General features: G+C 70.6%; 14 protein-coding genes and 1 tRNA gene. 1 reads left to right on the forward strand and 14 read right to left on the reverse strand.

What is annotated here, in order from left to right:
• Positions 1–8 precede the first annotated feature (8 nt).
• From prfA to CIB93_RS12425, 11 genes are all read right to left on the reverse strand, one after another.
• Complete coding sequence (gene prfA / locus CIB93_RS12375; protein WP_096626843.1) at positions 9–1,085, reverse strand: peptide chain release factor 1; 1,077 nt, start codon at positions 1,083–1,085, stop codon at positions 9–11.
• A 101-nt stretch (positions 1,086–1,186) separates the two neighbouring features.
• A complete protein-coding gene (rpmE, locus tag CIB93_RS12380) occupies positions 1,187–1,411 on the reverse strand; it encodes a 50S ribosomal protein L31 (protein ID WP_019764351.1) in 225 nt (74 codons plus the stop codon).
• A 167-nt stretch (positions 1,412–1,578) separates the two neighbouring features.
• Positions 1,579–2,682 carry an LCP family protein gene (locus tag CIB93_RS12385; protein ID WP_096626844.1) on the reverse strand — a complete coding sequence of 368 codons (1,104 nt, stop codon included), beginning with the start codon at positions 2,680–2,682 and terminating at the stop codon, positions 1,579–1,581.
• A gap of 191 nt (positions 2,683–2,873) precedes the next feature.
• The gene (locus CIB93_RS12390) at positions 2,874–4,550 is read right to left on the reverse strand and encodes a trypsin-like serine protease (protein ID WP_179500074.1); all 1,677 of its coding nucleotides are present in this window, start codon (positions 4,548–4,550) and stop codon (positions 2,874–2,876) included.
• A gap of 198 nt (positions 4,551–4,748) precedes the next feature.
• Positions 4,749–6,791, reverse strand: a complete 2,043-nt coding sequence (rho, locus tag CIB93_RS12395) for a transcription termination factor Rho (protein ID WP_096626846.1) — start codon at positions 6,789–6,791, stop codon at positions 4,749–4,751.
• A gap of 390 nt (positions 6,792–7,181) precedes the next feature.
• Positions 7,182–8,099 carry a homoserine kinase gene (gene thrB, locus CIB93_RS12400; protein WP_096626847.1) on the reverse strand — a complete coding sequence of 306 codons (918 nt, stop codon included), beginning with the start codon at positions 8,097–8,099 and terminating at the stop codon, positions 7,182–7,184.
• Between the two features lie 401 nt (positions 8,100–8,500).
• On the reverse strand, positions 8,501–9,571 hold the full coding sequence (thrC, locus tag CIB93_RS12405; RefSeq protein WP_096626848.1) for a threonine synthase: 1,071 nt from the start codon (positions 9,569–9,571) through the stop codon (positions 8,501–8,503).
• Between the two features lie 6 nt (positions 9,572–9,577).
• Positions 9,578–10,867: a homoserine dehydrogenase gene (locus tag CIB93_RS12410; protein WP_096626909.1), complete on the reverse strand. Its 1,290-nt coding sequence runs from the start codon at positions 10,865–10,867 to the stop codon at positions 9,578–9,580.
• Between the two features lie 99 nt (positions 10,868–10,966).
• A complete protein-coding gene (gene lysA / locus CIB93_RS12415) occupies positions 10,967–12,358 on the reverse strand; it encodes a diaminopimelate decarboxylase (protein WP_096626849.1) in 1,392 nt (463 codons plus the stop codon).
• 33 nt (positions 12,359–12,391) lie between these two features.
• Positions 12,392–13,489: an ArgS-related anticodon-binding protein NrtL gene (gene nrtL, locus CIB93_RS12420; RefSeq protein ID WP_096626850.1), complete on the reverse strand. Its 1,098-nt coding sequence runs from the start codon at positions 13,487–13,489 to the stop codon at positions 12,392–12,394.
• Positions 13,490–13,652: 163 nt separating this feature from the next.
• Positions 13,653–14,066, reverse strand: a complete 414-nt coding sequence (locus CIB93_RS12425) for a response regulator (protein WP_096626851.1) — start codon at positions 14,064–14,066, stop codon at positions 13,653–13,655.
• Between the two features lie 185 nt (positions 14,067–14,251).
• On the opposite strand from CIB93_RS12425, the gene CIB93_RS12430 reads away from it, so the two are divergent.
• Positions 14,252–14,323: transfer RNA gene (locus tag CIB93_RS12430), tRNA-Arg, on the forward strand.
• Between the two features lie 124 nt (positions 14,324–14,447).
• Here CIB93_RS12430 and CIB93_RS12435 read toward each other — a convergent pair.
• The 3 genes from CIB93_RS12435 to CIB93_RS12445 form a co-directional block, all read right to left on the reverse strand.
• A complete protein-coding gene (locus tag CIB93_RS12435) occupies positions 14,448–14,972 on the reverse strand; it encodes a hypothetical protein (RefSeq protein WP_096626852.1) in 525 nt (174 codons plus the stop codon).
• Positions 14,973–15,130: 158 nt separating this feature from the next.
• The gene (locus CIB93_RS12440) at positions 15,131–18,142 is read right to left on the reverse strand and encodes a trypsin-like peptidase domain-containing protein (protein WP_096626853.1); all 3,012 of its coding nucleotides are present in this window, start codon (positions 18,140–18,142) and stop codon (positions 15,131–15,133) included.
• Positions 18,132–18,443 carry a trypco2 family protein gene (locus CIB93_RS12445; protein ID WP_179500075.1) on the reverse strand — a complete coding sequence of 104 codons (312 nt, stop codon included), beginning with the start codon at positions 18,441–18,443 and terminating at the stop codon, positions 18,132–18,134. The genes CIB93_RS12440 and CIB93_RS12445 overlap by 11 nt, the downstream gene beginning before the upstream one ends.
• Positions 18,444–18,632: the final 189 nt, after the last annotated feature.

The following is an 18,632-nucleotide window of genomic DNA, read 5'->3' on the forward strand; positions in this document are numbered from 1 at the left end:
TCAGACGCTCACGCGTTGGCGAGCTTGGCGGCGGAGTCGGCGTCGACGCAGGCCTGGATCACTGCGTCCAGGTCGCCGTCGAGCACCTGGTCCAAGTTGTACGCCTTGAAGCCGACGCGGTGGTCCGAGATGCGGTTTTCCGGGAAGTTGTACGTCCGGATCTTCTCGGAGCGGTCGACCGTACGCACCTGGCTGCGGCGTACGTCGGAGGCCTCCTGCTCAGCGGCCTCCTGGGCGGCGGCCAGCAGCCGGGAGCGCAGGATGCGCATGGCCTGCTCCTTGTTCTGGAGCTGGCTCTTCTCGTTCTGGCAGGAGGCGACGACGCCGGTCGGCAGGTGCGTGATGCGGACGGCGGAGTCGGTCGTGTTGACGGACTGCCCGCCGGGCCCGGAGGAGCGGTAGACGTCGATCCGCAGATCGTTGGCGTGGATCTCGACGTCGACCTCTTCGGCCTCGGGGGTGACGAGCACGCCCGCGGCGGAGGTGTGGATACGGCCCTGGGACTCGGTGGAGGGCACGCGCTGCACACGGTGCACGCCGCCCTCGTACTTCATCCGGGCCCAGACGCCCTGGCCGGGCTCGGTGGCGCCGTTGCCGCCCTTGGTCTTGACGGCGACCTGGACGTCCTTGTAGCCGCCGAGCTCGGACTCGGTGGAGTCGATGATCTCGGTCTTCCAGCCGACGCGCTCGGCGTAGCGCAGATACATGCGCAGCAGGTCACCGGCGAACAGGGCGGACTCGTCGCCGCCCGCGCCCGCCTTGATCTCCAGGAGCACGTCCTTGTCGTCGCTGGGGTCGCGCGGGACGAGGAGGAGGCGGAGCTTCTCGGTGAGCTCTTCGCGCTGCTTCTCCAGGTCCTTGACCTCGGCGGCGAAGTCGGGGTCGTCCGCGACGAACTCGCGGGCGGTCTCGATGTCGTCGCCGGTCTGCTTCCAGCTCCGGTACGTGGCGACGATCGGGGTCAGCTCCGCGTAGCGCTTGTTCAGCTTGCGCGCGTTGGCCTGGTCGGCGTGGACCGACGGGTCTGCGAGCTTCTTCTCAAGATCGGTGTGTTCACCGATCAGTTCCTCGACCGCCTCGAACATGCGGGGGCTCCTGGTTGATGACGTCTACGGGCCTGCTGACCGGAAAACGCCGGTCCCGACGCCCCCGGTGAGAGGGCGCCGAGAACCGGCGCAGTGGCTCGCTACTTGCTGGCGGAGCCGGCAGCCTTGCCGAAGCGGGCCTCGAAGCGGGCCACGCGGCCGCCGGTGTCGAGGATCTTCTGCTTGCCCGTGTAGAACGGGTGGCACTCGGAGCAGACGTCGGCACGGATGGTGCCGCCGTCGATGGTGCTCCGGGTGGTGAACGACGCACCGCAGGTGCAGCTGACCTGCGTCTCGACGTACTCGGGGTGAATGTCGCGCTTCAAGGTGTCTCCTAGTTTCGGGAGGGCGCCGGGTCGACCGCGCTGATTGCGCGTCCGTGAACCGGGGCCGACGTACCAGTCTGCCAGGACCGGCCGTATCTCCCAAAACCGGGGGCGGGCCGCAGGTATTCCCCCCGCACCGCGCCGTACGCTGCGTGACCGCTCCGCCGCTATTCGACGACCTTCCCGGCCTCGCCCTTGTCCCCGGCGGACTCCTCGGTGGCGGATGCGGGTATCGGCCGGTCGTTCCTGAGGGCCGTCCAGACCTGCTTCCCGGCCTTCTCCTGGGGAAGGACGCGGTTCGGGTCGACGGGGTCGTACTCCACCGGCAGGGTCACCATGTGCACGTTGTCCGCGCCGAGCCCCTTGAGTCCGTTGGCGAAGGAGCTGAGCTTCTTGACCGACCCGAGGCCGGAGTCCGTGGTGACGGCCTTGGTGGCGGCGTCGGCGAGGCCGAACAGCTTCTGCGGGCTGGAGAGCACCCCGACGCTCTTCGCCTGTTCCATGAGCGCCTTGATGAACGCCTGCTGGAGCTGGATGCGCCCGAGGTCACTGCCGTCGCCGACGCTCTTGCGGGTCCGGACGAGTCCGAGTGACTCCTCACCGTCCAGGGTGTGGGTGCCCGGCTCCAGGTCCAGATGGCTCTTGGAGTCGTTGATCGCGGTCTTCGTGGTGATCTCGACGCCGCCGAGCTCGTCGATGAGCTTCTTGAAGCCGGTGAAATCGACCTCGACGTAGTGGTCCATGCGGATGCCGGACATCGACTCGACGGTCTTCACCGCGCAGGCGGGCCCGCCGACCTCGTAGGCGGTGTTGAACATCACCCGGTGCTGGGCCGGGACCGGGTCGCCCGTCGTGTCGCTCGTACAGGCGGGGCGTTCGATGAGGGTGTCGCGCGGTATCGAGACGACGCTCGCGGACTTGTGGCCCTTGTCGACGTGCACGACCATCGCCGTGTCCGAGCGGGCCCCGCCCTCGTCGGCGCCGTACTCCCCGTTGTCACCGGAGCGCGAGTCGGAGCCCAGCACCAGGATGTCCTGCGAACCGTTATCCACGTCGTCGGGACGGTCGGCGCCGAGCTTCGCATCGATGTCGATGCTGGAGAGGTTGCCGTTGAGCGTCATGTACGCGTACCCGAGCCCGGCCCCGCCGACGACCACGAACCCCGCCACCGACCAGGCCGCGACGGCCTTCGCACGGTGCCGGCGCGAGGGCTTCCTCCGACGGCTGCCGGTGCCGCGTATGCGCCCCGCGCTCCTGCTCTGCTCGCTCACACGTCTCCCTCGGTCCTGCGCTCCGTCGCTCTTCGCTCCCGGGGCGCGATGGTTCCGGGAGGGTTTGTCACCTCTTGGTCAGATGGCGAAGCGGCAAGAAGGGTTGCACACAGGGCTGTGGCCCCCGTCGGAGGACGGGGGCCACAGCCCTGTGTGGTGCGCGAGCGGACATCCGCCGCTCACCTGGGGTTTCAGCCGACGGTGTAGTAGTCGTTCCAGCCGCTGCCGAGCTTGATCTGTGTGGCGAAGATCTCCGAGTTGGCCTGCCCGGTGCCCTTGAGGAGATACAGGCCGCCGGAGTTGGAGCGGGCCACGAGATCGGCCTTGGCGTCCCCGTTCACATCGCCCGGGGTGACGAGGAGGTTGTACGCCGCCCAGTTGCTGCGGACCTTGACCGGTTCCTCGAAGGGGGCGGTGGACTTGCCGGTGCCCTTGACCAGGTAGAGGTCGTTCGTGCCGCCGCGACGGACCAGCAGGTCGTTCTTGCCGTCATAGGTGAGGTCGCCGTGTCCCCGCACCTGGTTGTAGACCTGGTAACCCGTCGCCGACTTGACCGGGGTGTTGAACCTGCCGTTGCCGTAGCTCGGGTACGTGATGAGGTCGCCCGTGGCGGTGACGGCCAGAATGTCGCCCTTGCCGTCGTTGTTGACATCGCCGGGAGCGACGATCGCCCGGACCGTCTTCCAGTTGCTGAAGATCTTCGTCTTGGCGTAGGTCGAGCTGCTCACCGAACGGTGCAGCCAGTAGACGTCCCCGGTCGATCCTTCCCTGGCGATCAGATCCTGGTAGCCGTCCCGGTCGAGGTCCGTCTGGATGAGCAGGTTGTACGCGTTGTAGGAGCCGGCGAGCACCTTGCGGGCGGCGAGCTTCTCGCCCGACGAGGGGAAGGTGTACGCCGCCGCACCGGTGGAACGGGCGAACACATCGGCCCGGTGGTCACGGCTGAAGCTCGTGTCGTCGATGCGGGGCTGGATCGACCGGTAGTACGTCGACACCTTCGTGTAGGCGTCATACGTGCCACGGAGGTTGCACGCCTCGGCGCTGTTGGCGGGACCCCAGGAGGTGATGCCGATGATGCGCCCGGTGACGAACATCGGGCCGCCGGAGTCTCCGGGGCAGGTCGCCCTCCCGGTGGCGTCGTTGCCGGTGCCGCCGACGCCCGCGCAGATCATGTGGCCCGGCTTGTAGGAACCTGGGACGCCGGTGGCGCCGTCGAGGTTCTCGGAGCACTCGGCGTCCGAACGCAGCGGCTGCTCCAGCCGCAGCAGGGTGTCCGACAGGGGGGAGGAGCCCCAGTCCGAACCGGTCATGCCCCAGCCGTACGTGGTGGCCTTCGTTCCCGCGACGTAACGCGCGGTGTCGCCGTACGACGCGGGCTGCGCCGGCTTGTAGCTCAAGGGCCGGGAAAGCGTCAGAAGCGCGATGTCGTTGTCTATCTCGGCCGCGTTGTACGAACCCGCGAAGTAGGAGCGGGATATCCCTACGGCCGTCCCTTCGTCCTTGGGGCCACCCGCCAGTTTGGCGGTCCCCGCGAGCACCAGCCCACGGCCGACCATATCGAGGGCCTTGCCATTCTCGTCGGTAACGCAATGGGCCGCCGTCATCACCTTGTTGGGGGCAACGAGAGTGCCGCCGCAGGAGAAGTAGAAGAGCCCGTCGTTGTCTTCCTCGAAGAGCAGCTGCACCATCCAGGGCGCGTTCTTGAAGGCGGTGTCGGTCCCGCCGATGATCTTCGGTGAGAGCTTCTGCGGGCTCACCACCTCGACGCCCTTCGGCGGCAGGAAGCGTTCGCCGCCTTCAGCCGCCTGGGCCCCGGCCGTCAGGCCTCCGCCCAACAGTGCCAGCGTCGCGGCGCCGGCGGCCGCCAAGCGGCCGACGATTCGTACTGATCCGGCATGGCGCGATATGCGCACGCAAGTCTCCCATTTATCCAGGGGCATCAAGTGGTGGTGCCGTAAGTGGGGGGAGAGTGACGGCGAATTGATGTTACATGCAGAAATCCGCCCCGTCACCGGAGTAACGGGGCGGATTCAAGCGGCGGTTGGTAAACCGTCGAGGGGGCTGCGTCAGTCGTTGCCGTTGCCGCTGCCCGGCGTCGTCTTCTGGATCTGGAGCAGGAACTCCGCGTTGGACTGGGTCTTCTTCATCCGGTCCAGGAGGAGTTCGATGGCCTGCTGCTGATCGAGTGCGTGCAGCACCCGGCGCAGCTTCCAGACGACCGCCAGCTCGTCGGTGCCGAGCAGGATCTCTTCCTTACGGGTGGAGGACGCGTCGACGTCCACCGCCGGGAAGATGCGCTTGTCCGAGAGCTTCCGGTCGAGCTTGAGCTCCATGTTGCCGGTGCCCTTGAACTCCTCGAAGATCACCTCGTCCATGCGCGAGCCGGTCTCGACGAGCGCGGTGGCCAGGATGGTCAGCGAGCCGCCGTCCTCGATGTTGCGCGCGGCGCCGAAGAAGCGCTTCGGGGGGTAGAGCGCGGTCGAGTCGACACCACCGGAGAGGATGCGGCCGGAGGCCGGTGCCGCGAGGTTGTACGCGCGGCCCAGGCGGGTGATCGAGTCGAGCAGGACGACCACGTCGTGACCCAGCTCCACGAGACGCTTGGCGCGCTCGATGGCCAGCTCTGCGACGGTGGTGTGGTCCTCGGCGGGGCGGTCGAAGGTCGAGGAGATGACCTCGCCCTTCACCGACCGCTGCATGTCGGTGACCTCCTCCGGACGCTCGTCCACCAGGACGACCATCAGGTGGCACTCGGGGCTGTTGACCGTGATCGCGTTGGCGATGGCCTGGAGGATCATGGTCTTGCCGGTCTTCGGCGGGGCCACGATCAGCCCGCGCTGGCCCTTGCCGATCGGGGCCACCAGGTCGATGATCCGCGTCGTCAGGATGTTGGAGTCGGTCTCCAGACGGAGCCGGTCCTGCGGGTAGAGGGGGGTCAGCTTCTGGAACTCGGGGCGGCCCCGGCCGGACTCCGGCGCCATGCCGTTGACCGAGTCGAGGCGGACCAGCGCATTGAACTTCTCGCGCCGCTCGCCGTCCTTGGGCTGGCGCACCGCGCCGGTGACGTGGTCGCCCTTGCGCAGGCCGTTCTTGCGGACCTGGGCGAGCGAGACGTACACGTCGTTCGGGCCCGGCAGGTAGCCGGAGGTCCGGATGAACGCGTAGTTGTCGAGGATGTCCAGGATGCCCGCGACGGGGATCAGGACGTCGTCGTCGGCCACCTGCACATCGCCGGCGAAGTCGTCGCGGCCACGGCGGCCACGGCGGTCGCGGTAGCGGCCACGGCGGCCGCGGCGGCCGCCCGCCTCGTCGTCGAAGTCGTCCTGCGGACCGTTGTCGCGGTTCTGCTGGCCCTGACCCTGGCCCTGGCGCTGCGGGCGCTGCCCGCCGCCGCCCTGCTGGCCCTGGTCGTCACCCTTGCCGCGGCGGTCGCGCTGGCGCTCACGGCGCTCACCACGGTCACCGCGGTCGCCACGGTCACCGCGGTCGCCACGGTCACGGCGGTCACCGCGACGGCCCTCGGCCGTGTCGGTGGCGGCCTCGGCCTTGGCGTCGCCCTTGGGCTCGCCCCGGTCCTCGGCCTTCTGCTCGGCCGCGGGCTCCGCCTTGGCCTTGACCTCGGTCTTCGCCTCGGTCTTGGTGTCGGGGCTGCCCGCCTGCGCGGTGGCACGGCGGCGACGGCGCTCGCCCGCGGGCTGGTCGTCGCTGGCCGGCTGACCGGGGATCTCGATCTGCTGCTGGGCCGTGGCCTTCTCGGCAGCGGCGGCCTCGTCGCCGGTGCGCGCCTTGGAGGTCGCGCGGCGCTTCGGCTTGCTCTCCGCCTCGGCGGGGGTCTCTGCGGCCTTGGGGGAGGTCTTGGGGGCAGCGGATCCGCCACCCGCCTGAGCCTCCTTGATGACCTCGATCAGCTGGCTCTTGCGCATCCGCGCAGTACCCCTGATGCCGAGGCCGGACGCGACCTGCTGCAGCTCGGCCAGGACCATGCCCTCAAGGCCGGTGCCGGAGCGGCGGCGCCGTGCGGTGGTGCCAGTGGCAGCACCTTCGGCGGGCGCGGCGCTGTCGACGTTCTTGTCGGCAGTCACGCCCATCAGATCGGTGGTGTCGCTCACGAAGGGTCCTTCCCTGGAGCGGACGTCGGCCTTCTGGCTCGGCGACCGGTTGTGCTGTCCGACTGTGGTCTGTTGATCTTGCTGGATCGCGGACCTTGCCGGGGCGGTGGTCCGCCGGGTACGGCGGAGAGACGAAACGTGCGGGGTCCGGCGCGAGATCCCCCTGCTCGGCCCACTCCTGGACGAGCGAGGGGTGTCGTGCCGGTTCCGGAGCGTGCTCGAAACTGCTCAGGCAGGCTGCTCAGGCAGTTGGGGAGGCTCCCGGAAGAATGGTGGTCCCGGAGGGGGACACGAAGCAACGCGCCTCAAAGACGTCGGTTGCAGACTTGAGGTTAACACTACCGGCTCCAACAAACATTCCCCCTCTCGCTCACCGGTAATCACATGCGGTTACGCGGCCAGCGGCAGCACACTGGCGCCCGGCCCGTCGAGGGCCAGCCGGTTCGCCGCCCAGCCCTCCCCCGCCAGTCGGGCGACCTTGTCGGCCGAACCCTCCTCCGTCAGCGCGAGGACCGTGGGCCCCGCACCGGAGATGACCGCGGGCACACCGTCGGCGCGCAGACGGTTGACCAGTTCCACGCTCTCCGGCATGGCGGGGCCCCGGTACTCCTGGTGGATCCGGTCCTCGGTGGCGGCGAGCAGCAGCTCGGGGCGACGGGTCAGGGCTTCGACGAGGAGGGCCGCCCGGCCGGCGTTCAGCGCCGCGTCGACGTGCGGGACGGTGCGCGGAAGCAGGCCGCGCGCCGTCTCGGTGAGCACCGGTCGTCCGGGCACGAAAACCACCGGAACGACGGAATCGGCAGGGTCCATCCTGATCGCCCGGGCCGCCCCGCCCTCCATCCAGGCGAGCGTGAACCCGCCGAGCAGACAGGCCGCGACGTTGTCGGGATGCCCCTCGATCTCGGTCGCCAGCTCCAGCAGGGCCGCGTCGTCGAGCCGGGCGTCGCCGCCTGTCGTCACGGCGCGGGCGGCGACGATTCCGGCGCAGATGGCGGCGGAGGAGGAGCCGAGGCCACGGCCGTGCGGGATGCGGTTGGCGCAGACGATCTCCAGGCCGCGGGGCTGCCCGCCGAGCAGGTCGAACGCGGTACGCAGGGAGCGCACGAGCAGGTGGCTCTCGTCTCGGGGCAGGGTCTCGCTGCCCTCACCTGCGATGTCGATGTGCAGCCCGGAGTCGGCGACCCGGACGACGACATCGTCGTACAGCCCCAGCGACAGGCCGAGGGCATCGAAGCCCGGGCCCAGGTTGGCGCTGGTTGCGGGGACGCGCACCCTGACGGCGGCGGCTCGGAACGCGGGACCGGCCATCGGTCGGACGACTCCTTGTAAGGCAGCGGGGATGCAGTGCGGTGGCTCTGCGGCGGGGGTCTGCGGGATGGGGCGGACGGAGTTGCACCGGGCGGTACGTGGGGTTCCCGGTGGTCCGCCCCGTGCTCGCCGTCACGGCTGCCGCACCACAGCGAACCGTCGGGCGGATGTCGGGCGGATGGGGTACAGCTTATCGAAGGAAGGTTCTGTGGCGACATAGGGCGCACAGGAGGCGCACGATGCGTGTCGCCCGCCTCCTATGCGCTCTCCGCCCCGAAAAGAGGGCGGTTGAGCCGGGTTGTCGCGGTTGACCGGGTCGAGTGACGTGACTGCCCGGGCCGATCCGGACAACCTGCCGCCCGGTCCGGCCCGGGCAGTCCGTCCCGACCGGCCCGGACCGGTCAGACGAGCCCGAGCTTCTGCGCGGCGGTGGCCGCGTCGACCGGGACCGTGACCGGCTGCGGGGCGCCCGCGACGGCCCAGTCGGGGTCCTTGAGGCCGTTGCCGGTGACCGTGCAGACGATGCGCTGGCCGGGGTCGACCTTGCCCTCCTCGGCGGCCTTGAGCAGACCGGCGACGGACGCGGCCGAGGCGGGCTCCACGAAGACGCCCTCCTGGGAGGCCAACAGCCGGTACGCGGACAGGATCTGGCGGTCCGTCACCTCGTCGATGAAACCGCCCGACTCGTCGCGTGCGGCCAGGGCGTAGTCCCAGGAGGCCGGGTTGCCGATGCGGATCGCGGTGGCGATGGTGGAGGGGTCCTTGACGACCTCGCCGCGCACGATGGGCGCGGAGCCGGAGGCCTGGAAGCCCCACATGCGCGGGGTGCGCGTGGAGACGCCGTCACCGGCGTACTCGCGGTACCCCTTCCAGTACGCGGTGATGTTGCCCGCGTTGCCGACCGGCAGGACGTGGATGTCGGGGGCGTCGCCGAGCGCGTCGACGATCTCGAACGCGGCGGTCTTCTGGCCCTCGATACGGACCGGGTTGACCGAATTGACCAGCGCCACCGGGTAGTTGTCCGAGAGCGAGCGGGCCAGGGTGAGGCAGTCGTCGAAGTTGCCGTCGACCTGGAGGATCTTGGCGCCGTGCACGAGCGCCTGGCCCATCTTGCCGAGCGCGATCTTGCCCTGCGGTACGAGGACGGCGCAGACCATGCCCGCACGCACGGCGTACGCCGCGGCGGAGGCCGAGGTGTTGCCGGTGGAGGCGCAGATGACGGCCTTCGCCCCCTCCTCCTTGGCCCGGGTGATGGCCATGGTCATGCCGCGGTCCTTGAACGAACCGGTGGGGTTGGCGCCCTCGACCTTGAGGTGCACGTCGCAGCCCGTGCGCTCGGAGAGGACCTGCGCCGGAACGAGCGGCGTACCGCCCTCACGAAGCGTGACGACCGGCGTCGTGCTCGTGACCGGAAGGCGGTCCCGGTACTCCTCGATGATGCCGCGCCACTGGTGGGTGCCCTTGCTGGTCATGGGTCCTTACTCCCCTTCAACACGCATGATGCTGGCGACACCGCGCACGGTGTCGAGCTTGCGCAGCGCTTCGACGGTCCCGGAGAGGGCGGCGTCGGGCGCGCGGTGGGTGACGACGACGAGGGACGCCTCGCCGTCCTTTCCCTGCTGGCGGACGGTATCGATGGATACGCCCTGCTCGGCGAAGACCGTTGCCACCTGGGCGAGGACGCCCGGCTTGTCGGCCACGTCGAGGCTGATGTGGTAGCGCGTGACGACCTCGCCCATGGGGCTGACCGGCAGGCGCGTGTAGGCGGACTCACCGGGGCCGGTGGCCTCGCCCAGTTTGTTGCGGCAGACCGCGACGAGGTCGCCGAGGACCGCGGAAGCGGTCGGGGAGCCGCCGGCGCCGGGTCCGTAGAACATGAGCTGACCAGCTGCGTCCGCCTCGATGAACACCGCGTTGTAGGCCTCGCGGACCGAGGCCAGCGGGTGGCTCAGCGGGATCATCGCGGGGTGCACGCGGGCGGTGACAGAGGCTCCGTCGGCGGCGCGCTCGCAGATGGCGAGCAGCTTGACGGTGCAGCCCATGCGGCGCGCGGAGGCGATGTCGGCGGCGGTGACCTCGGTGATGCCCTCGCGGTGCACGTCGCCGATCTTCACCCGGGTGTGGAAGGCGATCCCGGCGAGGATCGCGGCCTTCGCGGCGGCGTCGAAGCCCTCGACGTCGGCGGTCGGGTCGGCCTCGGCGTACCCGAGGGCGGTGGCCTCGTCGAGCGCCTCGGAGTAGCCGGCGCCGCTGGTGTCCATCCTGTCGAGGATGAAGTTGGTGGTGCCGTTGACGATGCCGAGCACCCGGTTGACCTTGTCCCCGGCGAGCGACTCGCGCAGCGGCCGCACCAGCGGGATCGCCCCGGCGACGGCGGCCTCGTAGTACAGATCGCGGCCGTACTTCTCGGCGGCGGCGTGCAGGGAGGCGCCGTCCTCGGCGAGCAGTGCCTTGTTGGCGGAGACGACGCTCGCGCCGTTCTCGAAGGCGGTGGTGATGAGCGCGCGGGCCGGCTCGATGCCCCCGATGACCTCGATGACGACGTCGATGTCGCCGCGCCGCACGAGCGCGGTCGCGTCGGTGGTGACCAGTGCGGGGTCGATGCCCTCCCGCACCTTGGAGGGCCGGCGGACGGCGACTCCGGCGAGCTCGACGGGCGCACCGATGCGCGCCGCGAGGTCGTCGGCGTGCGTCGTCATGATGCGCGCCACCTCTGAGCCGACCACTCCACAGCCCAGCAGCGCCACCTTCAGCGGACGCGTACGCATCATCCGACCTCGTTTCTCATCCATGCTCATGTGGGGACCAGTCTCACTCACCGGACGGGCGATTCTGTCACCCGTCCGGATCCTGAGATGACTATTTCATCAGCCGACATCGAGACGCAGAAGATCTTCCTCCGTCTCGCGCCGGACGATGACGCGCGCCTCGCCGTCCCGGACAGCGACGACCGGGGGGCGCAGGGCGTGGTTGTAGTTGCTCGCCATGGAACGGCAGTACGCCCCGGTGGCCGGCACGGCGATCAGGTCGCCGGGGGCCAGGTCGGCGGGGAGGAACGCGTCCTTGACCACGATGTCACCGCTCTCGCAGTGCTTGCCGACGACCCGGACGAGCATCGGCTCCGCGTCCGAGGTGCGCGAGACGAGCGCGACGCTGTATTCGGCGTCGTACAGCGCGGTGCGGATGTTGTCCGACATGCCGCCGTCGACGCTGACGTACGTCCGCAGCCCCTCCAGGGGCTTGATCGTGCCGACCTCGTACAGCGTGAACGCGGTGGGTCCGACAATGGCGCGGCCCGGCTCGACGGAGATGCGGGGGGTACGCAGATTCGCGGCCTCGCACTCGCGGGTGACGATGTCGTTGAGCGCCTTGGCGATCTCGTGCGGCTCACGGGGGTCGTCCTCGGAGGTGTACGCGATACCGAGGCCGCCGCCGAGGTCGATCTCGGGCAGCTCGACGCCGTGCTCGTCGCGGACCTCGGCGAGCAGCTGCACCACGCGCCGGGCGGAGACCTCGAAGCCCGCCATGTCGAAGATCTGCGAGCCGATGTGCGAGTGGATGCCGATGAGTTCGAGCCCGTCGAGGGCGAGCGCGCGGCGCACCGCCTCGGCGGCCTGCCCGTCGGCGAGCGCGATCCCGAACTTCTGGTCCTCGTGCGCGGTGGCGATGAACTCGTGGGTGTGGGCCTCGACGCCGACGGTGACACGGATCTGCACCCGCTGGCGGACACCGTGCGGCTGGGCGATGTGGGCGACGCGGACGATCTCCTGGAAGGAGTCGAGCACGATCCGCCCGACGCCCGCATCGACGGCCCGCTCGATCTCGGCGACGGTCTTGTTGTTGCCATGGAAGGCGATGCGCTCGGCGGGCATGCCCGCGTCGAGGGCGGTGGTCAGCTCACCGCCGGAGCAGACGTCGAGGTTGAGTCCTTCTTCGGTGAGCCAGCGGACGATCGCGCGGGAGAGGAATGCCTTCCCCGCGTAGAAGACGTCGGCGTCCGGCCCGAAGGCGTCGGCCCAGGCCCGGCAGCGGGCCCGGAAGTCGCTCTCGTCCAGGAAGTACGCGGGGGTGCCGAACTCCTCCGCGAGCCGGGCGACGGCGATCCCGCCGACGGTGAGGGCGCCGTCCGCGTCCCGGGTGACCGTACGGGACCAGACCTTCTCGTCCAGGATGTTGAGATCGGCGGCGGGCGCGGAGTAGTGCCCCTCGGTCAGCACGTCGGCGTGACGGGGTCCTGCGGGGTGTGCGGAGCGGCTCATCGTGTTCGTTCTCTCGGGTCTCTTCTGATCTCGTCAGAGATGTTCGGGCGCACGGATGCCGAGCAGGGACAGGCCGCCTGCCAGCACCGTCCCGGCGGCTTCGGCGAGAGCCAGCCGGGCGCGGTGGGCGGCCGAGGGTTTCTCGTCACCGGCGGGCAGGGGCGGGCAGGAGTCGTGGAAGTCGAAGAACGCGTGCGCGACGGCTTCCAGCTGCCGTGCGGCCCGGTCGGGCGCGCGGTGACGGGCTGCTGCGAGCAGGACGCCGGGATGGTCGGCGATGAGGTCGAGGAGGGGGCGGGCGGCGCTGTCGAACGGGGCGGGTTCCGTGTGCCCGGCGCGCTCGGCGTCCGGGGCGGGCTCGGCGGTGAAGCCGAGGAGGGCGGCCCCGCGGGTGAGCGCACGGATTCTGGCGTGGGCGTAACGCACCCGGAAGAGGGAATTGGCCTCGCCCTGGACGAGCAGTTCGGGGCCGAGGGCGGCGCGGTCGTGCCCGGCGGACCGCAGGAGCCCCCAGCGGGCCGCGTCGGGCCCGAGCCGCCGCAGCAGCTCCGCAGCGGTGGCCCCGGCGGGGACGGGCCGGATCCCGGTGAGCGGTACGGGGGGCGTCCCGTGCGCGTCGACGGTGACGCCGAGGCGGGCCCAGTCCGGGTCGGGCGCCTCCTCGCAGCTGATCCGGACCCGGGCGCCCTGGGAGATGACGAGCCGGCGCACGGCATGGGCGGTCACCGCGGCACGCACCTCGCGCGCGTGATGGAACTGGAGGATCTCGTCGCGGAGCGCGTCCCCGTGTCCGTACGCGAGGCCCTGCTCCCGTACGGCGTCGAGGAGGGCGCGGTGGTGCTCGGCCGTGGCGTCGAGGGTGAAGCTCAGGAACCCGGGACCGGTGATCTCGACCCGCTCGATGCCGGGCTCGGCGGCGACCCGTTCCCGCAGGATACGGGCGACCTCCAGGGCGGGCAGCGCGGCGGGCCCGGCCAGCTGGAGCGCGACGGCGCAGGCGTAGTCCCCGCTGCCGCCGGGCCGTGTCCTCTCCACCCGCACGCGCGCGGGCACGGGCGCGCGCAACGCATCCTCGTCGACCGCGCGGCGCACGGCGTGCAGCACGGTCCGGGAGAGGTCGGCGGGGGTCACGGGACAAGCCTAGGTGAGACAGGGGGGCACTACGCGACCGGTTTCGCCATATGGTCAGCCGGACCCGGTCTCGCCGTACGGCCGGCCCGAACCGGATTTCGCCGAGGGACCGGCCGGACCCGGATTCGTCGAGCGGCCGGTCCGAACCGGATTCGCCACAGGGTCAGCCCGCGGTGCTCCCCGCCCGCCCGGCGCCGCGCCGCCCGTCCACCGGGGGCCGGTCCTCGCCGGTCACCAGCCGGTGCATGATCCGCACCAGCTCGCTCGGCTCGAACGGCTTCGCCAGGAACGCGTCGACCCCGGCCGCCACGCCCGCATCGACCTCGAACGGCGTGCAGGCGCTGATGACGGCGATGGGAAGACGGCGGGTCCGGGGATCGGAGCGAAGGCGGGTCGCGGTCTCCAGGCCGTCCAGCCGGGGCATCACGACGTCGAGGGTGACGGCGTCGGGGCGGACCCGGTCGACCAGGTCCAGGCACTCGACACCGTCGGCCGCGGTCACGACCTCGAAACCCTCAAGTTCGAGATTGACCCTGATCAGCTGCCGGATGACCTTGTTGTCGTCGACAACAAGCACGCGGCCGTACGCCCCTGACACCCTTCGAGAGTAGGGCGGCCGGAGCGGCCGCGTCCGGCTTTTGTCCACTTCCGCCCCGGACGAGTGGCCTCCGCCTGCGCCGACCGGCGCGACGGAATACCTGTTCACGGACACCCCGTCGGAGCTGGTAGTGTTTCACCCGTCGCAGAGCACGACAGCGACACGCCCCCGTAGCTCAGGGGATAGAGCATCGGCCTCCGGAGCCGGGTGCGCAGGTTCGAATCCTGCCGGGGGCACTTCCGGATTGAAGAACCGGACCAGCAAAGGCTGGTCCGGTTTTTTCGTGCGCTCCGCACCGTCGCGGTCGAGCGGAGCGCACCAAGGTGGGCGGGCCAGTACTTTCCGGTCAGTACTTTCCAGTCAGTACTTTCCGTCGACCGGGACCCAGCCGGACCAGGCCTCAGGCTGGTAGAACTTGCCGGTGTCGCCGTCGTAGCGCAGAACGCGAAGGCGCACGTTCCCGCTCTCCCGGTAGTCCTTGTCGCAGCCCGCCCAGGTGTTCACGCCGAGATTGTTGACACAGACCTCCTCGGCGCGCCCGTAGTCGGTGTAGACGCCGACAGCCGCGGACATGCCGTCCTTCTTCGTGTCGCCCGCCCAGACGATGTCGGCGTTGTGCTGGAAGCACCCGCTGGAGCCATAGGCGGCGGTGGAGCCCAGGCATGTGTCCGAGGCCGTAGCGGCCTCGGCCGCTGCGGCCGGTCCTGCGGCCGGTCCGAGTGCCGGGGCTATGCCTTCGACGACCTTCACGTCCGCGGCCATCTCCACTTCCCGGGGGCTCTCCGGTACATCGTCGGCCAGCGCCGGTGCCGCGGTGACGGCCGAGAGCGCCAGTCCCGACGCACCGGCGAGAACGCTCAACTTCGAGCGCCGGTTTTCCCGCATGCTTCACTACCCCCGCGCCTGACCTCTGTCGCAAGATCAGCAATTGTCAGAAGTGAACAGACCACATGTGAACAGAGTGTGAGACTAGGAGATCCCTGTGACGGATGGAAGGGACTTCCGTGACGCAGGTGCCCCACGGTGCGTCTGCGACTGCGACCTCAGGCCTCGGGCTGCGGTCCGGCTGCCGGGGCGGCCCCGTCCGCCAGCCGGTCGGCGTGCTCGGTGAGCCAGGCGGGGGCGATGACTTCGGCGTTGCCGTCCAGAGAGGCGGCCGCTCGGTTCAGGGCGGCCGCCGCCTTCCGCGGCGCGAGGGGGCGGGCACGGGCGGCCTCGGCCAGGAAGCGGGCCGCCTCCTCCTGGGCGGAGCCGGCGATCCGGAGGACGGTCGAGGCACGCTCGGCCGTGTCGGCGGATTGCCCATGACGGCCGTCGCACCAGTACGCCCAGGCGAGATTGAGCAGGCAGACGCCCTCGCCCCGGGGGTTCTCCATCAGTGAGGCCTCGTGGCAGGCCTCTTCGAGGACCGGGATTCCCTGGGCGGGGGCGTCGAGGGCCAGGAACGCGATGCCCTGCGCGTTCAGTGCGTAGGCGATCGCCTCCGGGGTGCCGGAGGCCCGGTAGGCCCTGGCCGTCTCGGCGCCTGCGGCGATGGTGTCCTGCCAGCGGCCCAGGGTGAGCAGGGCGATGGTGCGTGCGTTACCGGCCCGTGCGGTGGTGAGCGGATCTCCGCTCGCGTCGGCGATCGCGGCCAGCCGGTCGGCGCCGTCCAGCGCGCGCTCGCCGTCGCCGAGGTAGCTGTGGGTGAGGCTGAGGGAGAGCAAGGCGTGCGCCTCGCGCTCGGTGTCGCCCAGTTCGCCCGCGAGCCCGGCGGCCCGGGTGAGGAGTTCGACGGTGGTTCCGAGGTTCCCGAGCTGCCGGTGGGCGTCGCCGAGGCCGAACAGGGCGTTCTGTAGCGCGGACCGGTCTCCGAGGCGTTCGGCGAGCTCCACCGCTTCGGTGAACAGGTCGACCGCCTGCTCCATCGGACCGGCGCTGAGCCTGGCGTGGCCGTAGGCGACGGTGTGGGCGAGGCGTACCCGGTCGTCGCCGATGTGCCCGCGGACGGTGAGGTGCATCGAGACCGCGGAGAGGACGGAGCCGTGCCAGACGAGCCATTCACTGATCTCGTTCAGCACGCGTGCGGCGGCGTCGTGGTCGTCCGCGCGCACCAGGTGCTCGAACTGCCGCCGGTGCGGTTCGAGGTCCTCCGGCGACCGCCATGCGTCGTCGGGGCGGCGCTGCCCCGCGTACCAGGCTGCGAGCCGTCGTTCCACGGTCTGCCTCCCGAGGGAACCGTGCGAGGGCATCTGGGCGTAGGCGAGGTCGGCGTCCATGGGGTGCAGGGCGAGGGTACGGCTCGGCCGGTCCACGGAGACCAGGTGCATGCGGACGAGGGAGGTGAGGGCGGGGGTCACCGGCAGGCTCGGGTCGAGTCCGGCGAGGATCTCCTCGACCGCCGCCTGCTTCACGGGGATACGGAGGGCCGCAAGGACTCCGAGCACCGCACGTGCCTGCTCGTCGAGGCGCCGGTAGCGGTCCTGGGCGAGGTCGGCGACGACGTCGTGCCGGTGCGTGAAGTCCTTCAGGACATCGCTGAGCGTGGGCAGCAGCAAGGTGTCTCCGGCGACCGCGCCGACGAGGAGTTCCAGCGCACGCGGCACACCGTGGACGCGGACTGCGGCGTTCAGCAGTTCGTCGTCGGACAGGTCGGCGATGCCGAGGCTGCCGTCCCGGTCGAGTTCACGCAGCAGGGCCGCCGCCTCGGCGGATCCGAGGCCCTTGGAGAGCTCCACCTGCGCGGTGAAGCGCCGCAGTTCGGGCGCGAGGCGTACCGGCAACTGGCTGGTGACGAGGAGACGCGGGGTGCCCCGGGTCCGGAACAGCCAGTCGAGGAAGACCGCAAGGCCCTCGTCGGCGATGCCGCCGTCGTCGTGGAGCAGGTCCTCCAGGTTGTCCAGGAGGATGACGATGAGGCGCCCGCCCATGGCCGCGTGCAGCTGGTCCAGCCGGTCGTGGACCGTCCCGCCGGCGGACCAGACCTCGCGCAGACGCGCTTCCCGCTCGGGGCCGAGCAGGCGGGCGCAGTCGAAGAAGAGGCGCTCCAGGGATATCCCGGTCGTGCGGGTGGAGAGGTTGACCAGGCCGGACGGGACCGGGCCCCGGACGGTTCCGGGCCATGCGCCGCGGTCGAGGAGGTCCATGACCTTCGCGGCGAGCGCGCTCTTGCCGATGCCGCGCCGCCCGATCACTGTCACCATGCGGTTGGCGGGGTCGCTCAGGTGGCCCGCGATCAGGTCGGTCTCGTGGGTGCGGTTCTTGAACAGCTCGATACCGTGCGCCACCGGCACCCCCACCACCCGCACCTCGGGGTCGGAGTCCCTGTCGCCGGGCGGTTCCACCGACTCCCCCGGCACCGCGAAAGGCAGGTCCGCCGTCGCGGGGAACCCGGTGAGCCGGGCGAACTCCACACGGTCCGGGGCGGCGAGCTGGCGCACGGCCCGGTCGAGACGGACGGCGGTGAGCCTGCCCGTACCCTCCAAGCGGTGGTGTTCGGCGACGACGCCGACGATGCGGCTGCCCGCCCACACCGCGGCGCCGGACATGCCTGCCCAGGGCGACACGTCGGGGTCGGGGTCGGCGCCGGCCGGTGCCACGGTCATCTCCAGCGTGCCCGTACGGAGGTTGGAGAGCGCCGCGACTGTACCGTCCGCTTGGTGCAGTTCACGGAAGTACGTACCGTCCGGCCGGCGGCGTCGCTTCCACAGCGGGAACCCCGCGGCGTGCACGACGAACACGCCGTGCCGGTCGTCGGCGATGCGCCCGAAACGCGCCGGAGCGACGTCCGCGTCCGCGGGAAGGGCCGCCGGTGACGTGAGATTCAGTACGGCGAGGTCGCTGCTTCCGTCGGCCCAGGCCACGGCCGCCGGGGCCGACCATTCACCGGGCCGGTCGGCGTCGCACCGCACGACCACCTCGGTCGCGTCGGCGACCACGTGGGCAGCCGTGAGAACGACACCGGCGGAAATCCGGTAGCCGGAGCCGCGCCGCCTGCCGCTTCCGGTCCTGACGATGATCTCCGCGAGCCGATGCGGGTCAAGGCCGCCCCCACCGTTCCGGGGGTCAGGCCTCATCAGGCAGCTCGGCGCCGGAGATCAGCACGGGGCTGTCGGGCGCGTCGCCGCGCACCGGCTGGAGGGTGAGTGTGATCCGCTGCGTGGTCATGTGGGCGGCACGCGCGGAACTCTGCGCGTCGAGCACCCAGAACCGGACCTTGACTCCCGGCTCCAGGCTCCGTTCCACCCCCACGGTGAGTTCCAGCTCCAGCTTCTCCGCCTGGAAGCGGATCTCGTCGTCGTCCCCCGCCGCCATGGCCCGGCTCAGCTCACTCCGCAACTGGGTGATGACATCCGCCAGTTCCACCGCTTTACTCATGGCCGTCCCCCCGTTCCGCCTGTGACAGGCCGCCCGCACGCCCCGCGATCATACCTACGGGTCGTCAACTACGGGTGTGGTCAGCTGACTTCGAGGGGCTCGATGGAACGTTCATTCGGGGCGAACCGCAGCAGGGACACATCGCCGACGGCACGTGCGTCGACCAGTCTCATCCGGGCCGTGGTCCCT

It is taken from the genome of Streptomyces sp. WZ.A104 (assembly GCF_002382885.1).
GTDB lineage: Bacteria > Actinomycetota > Actinomycetes > Streptomycetales > Streptomycetaceae > Streptomyces.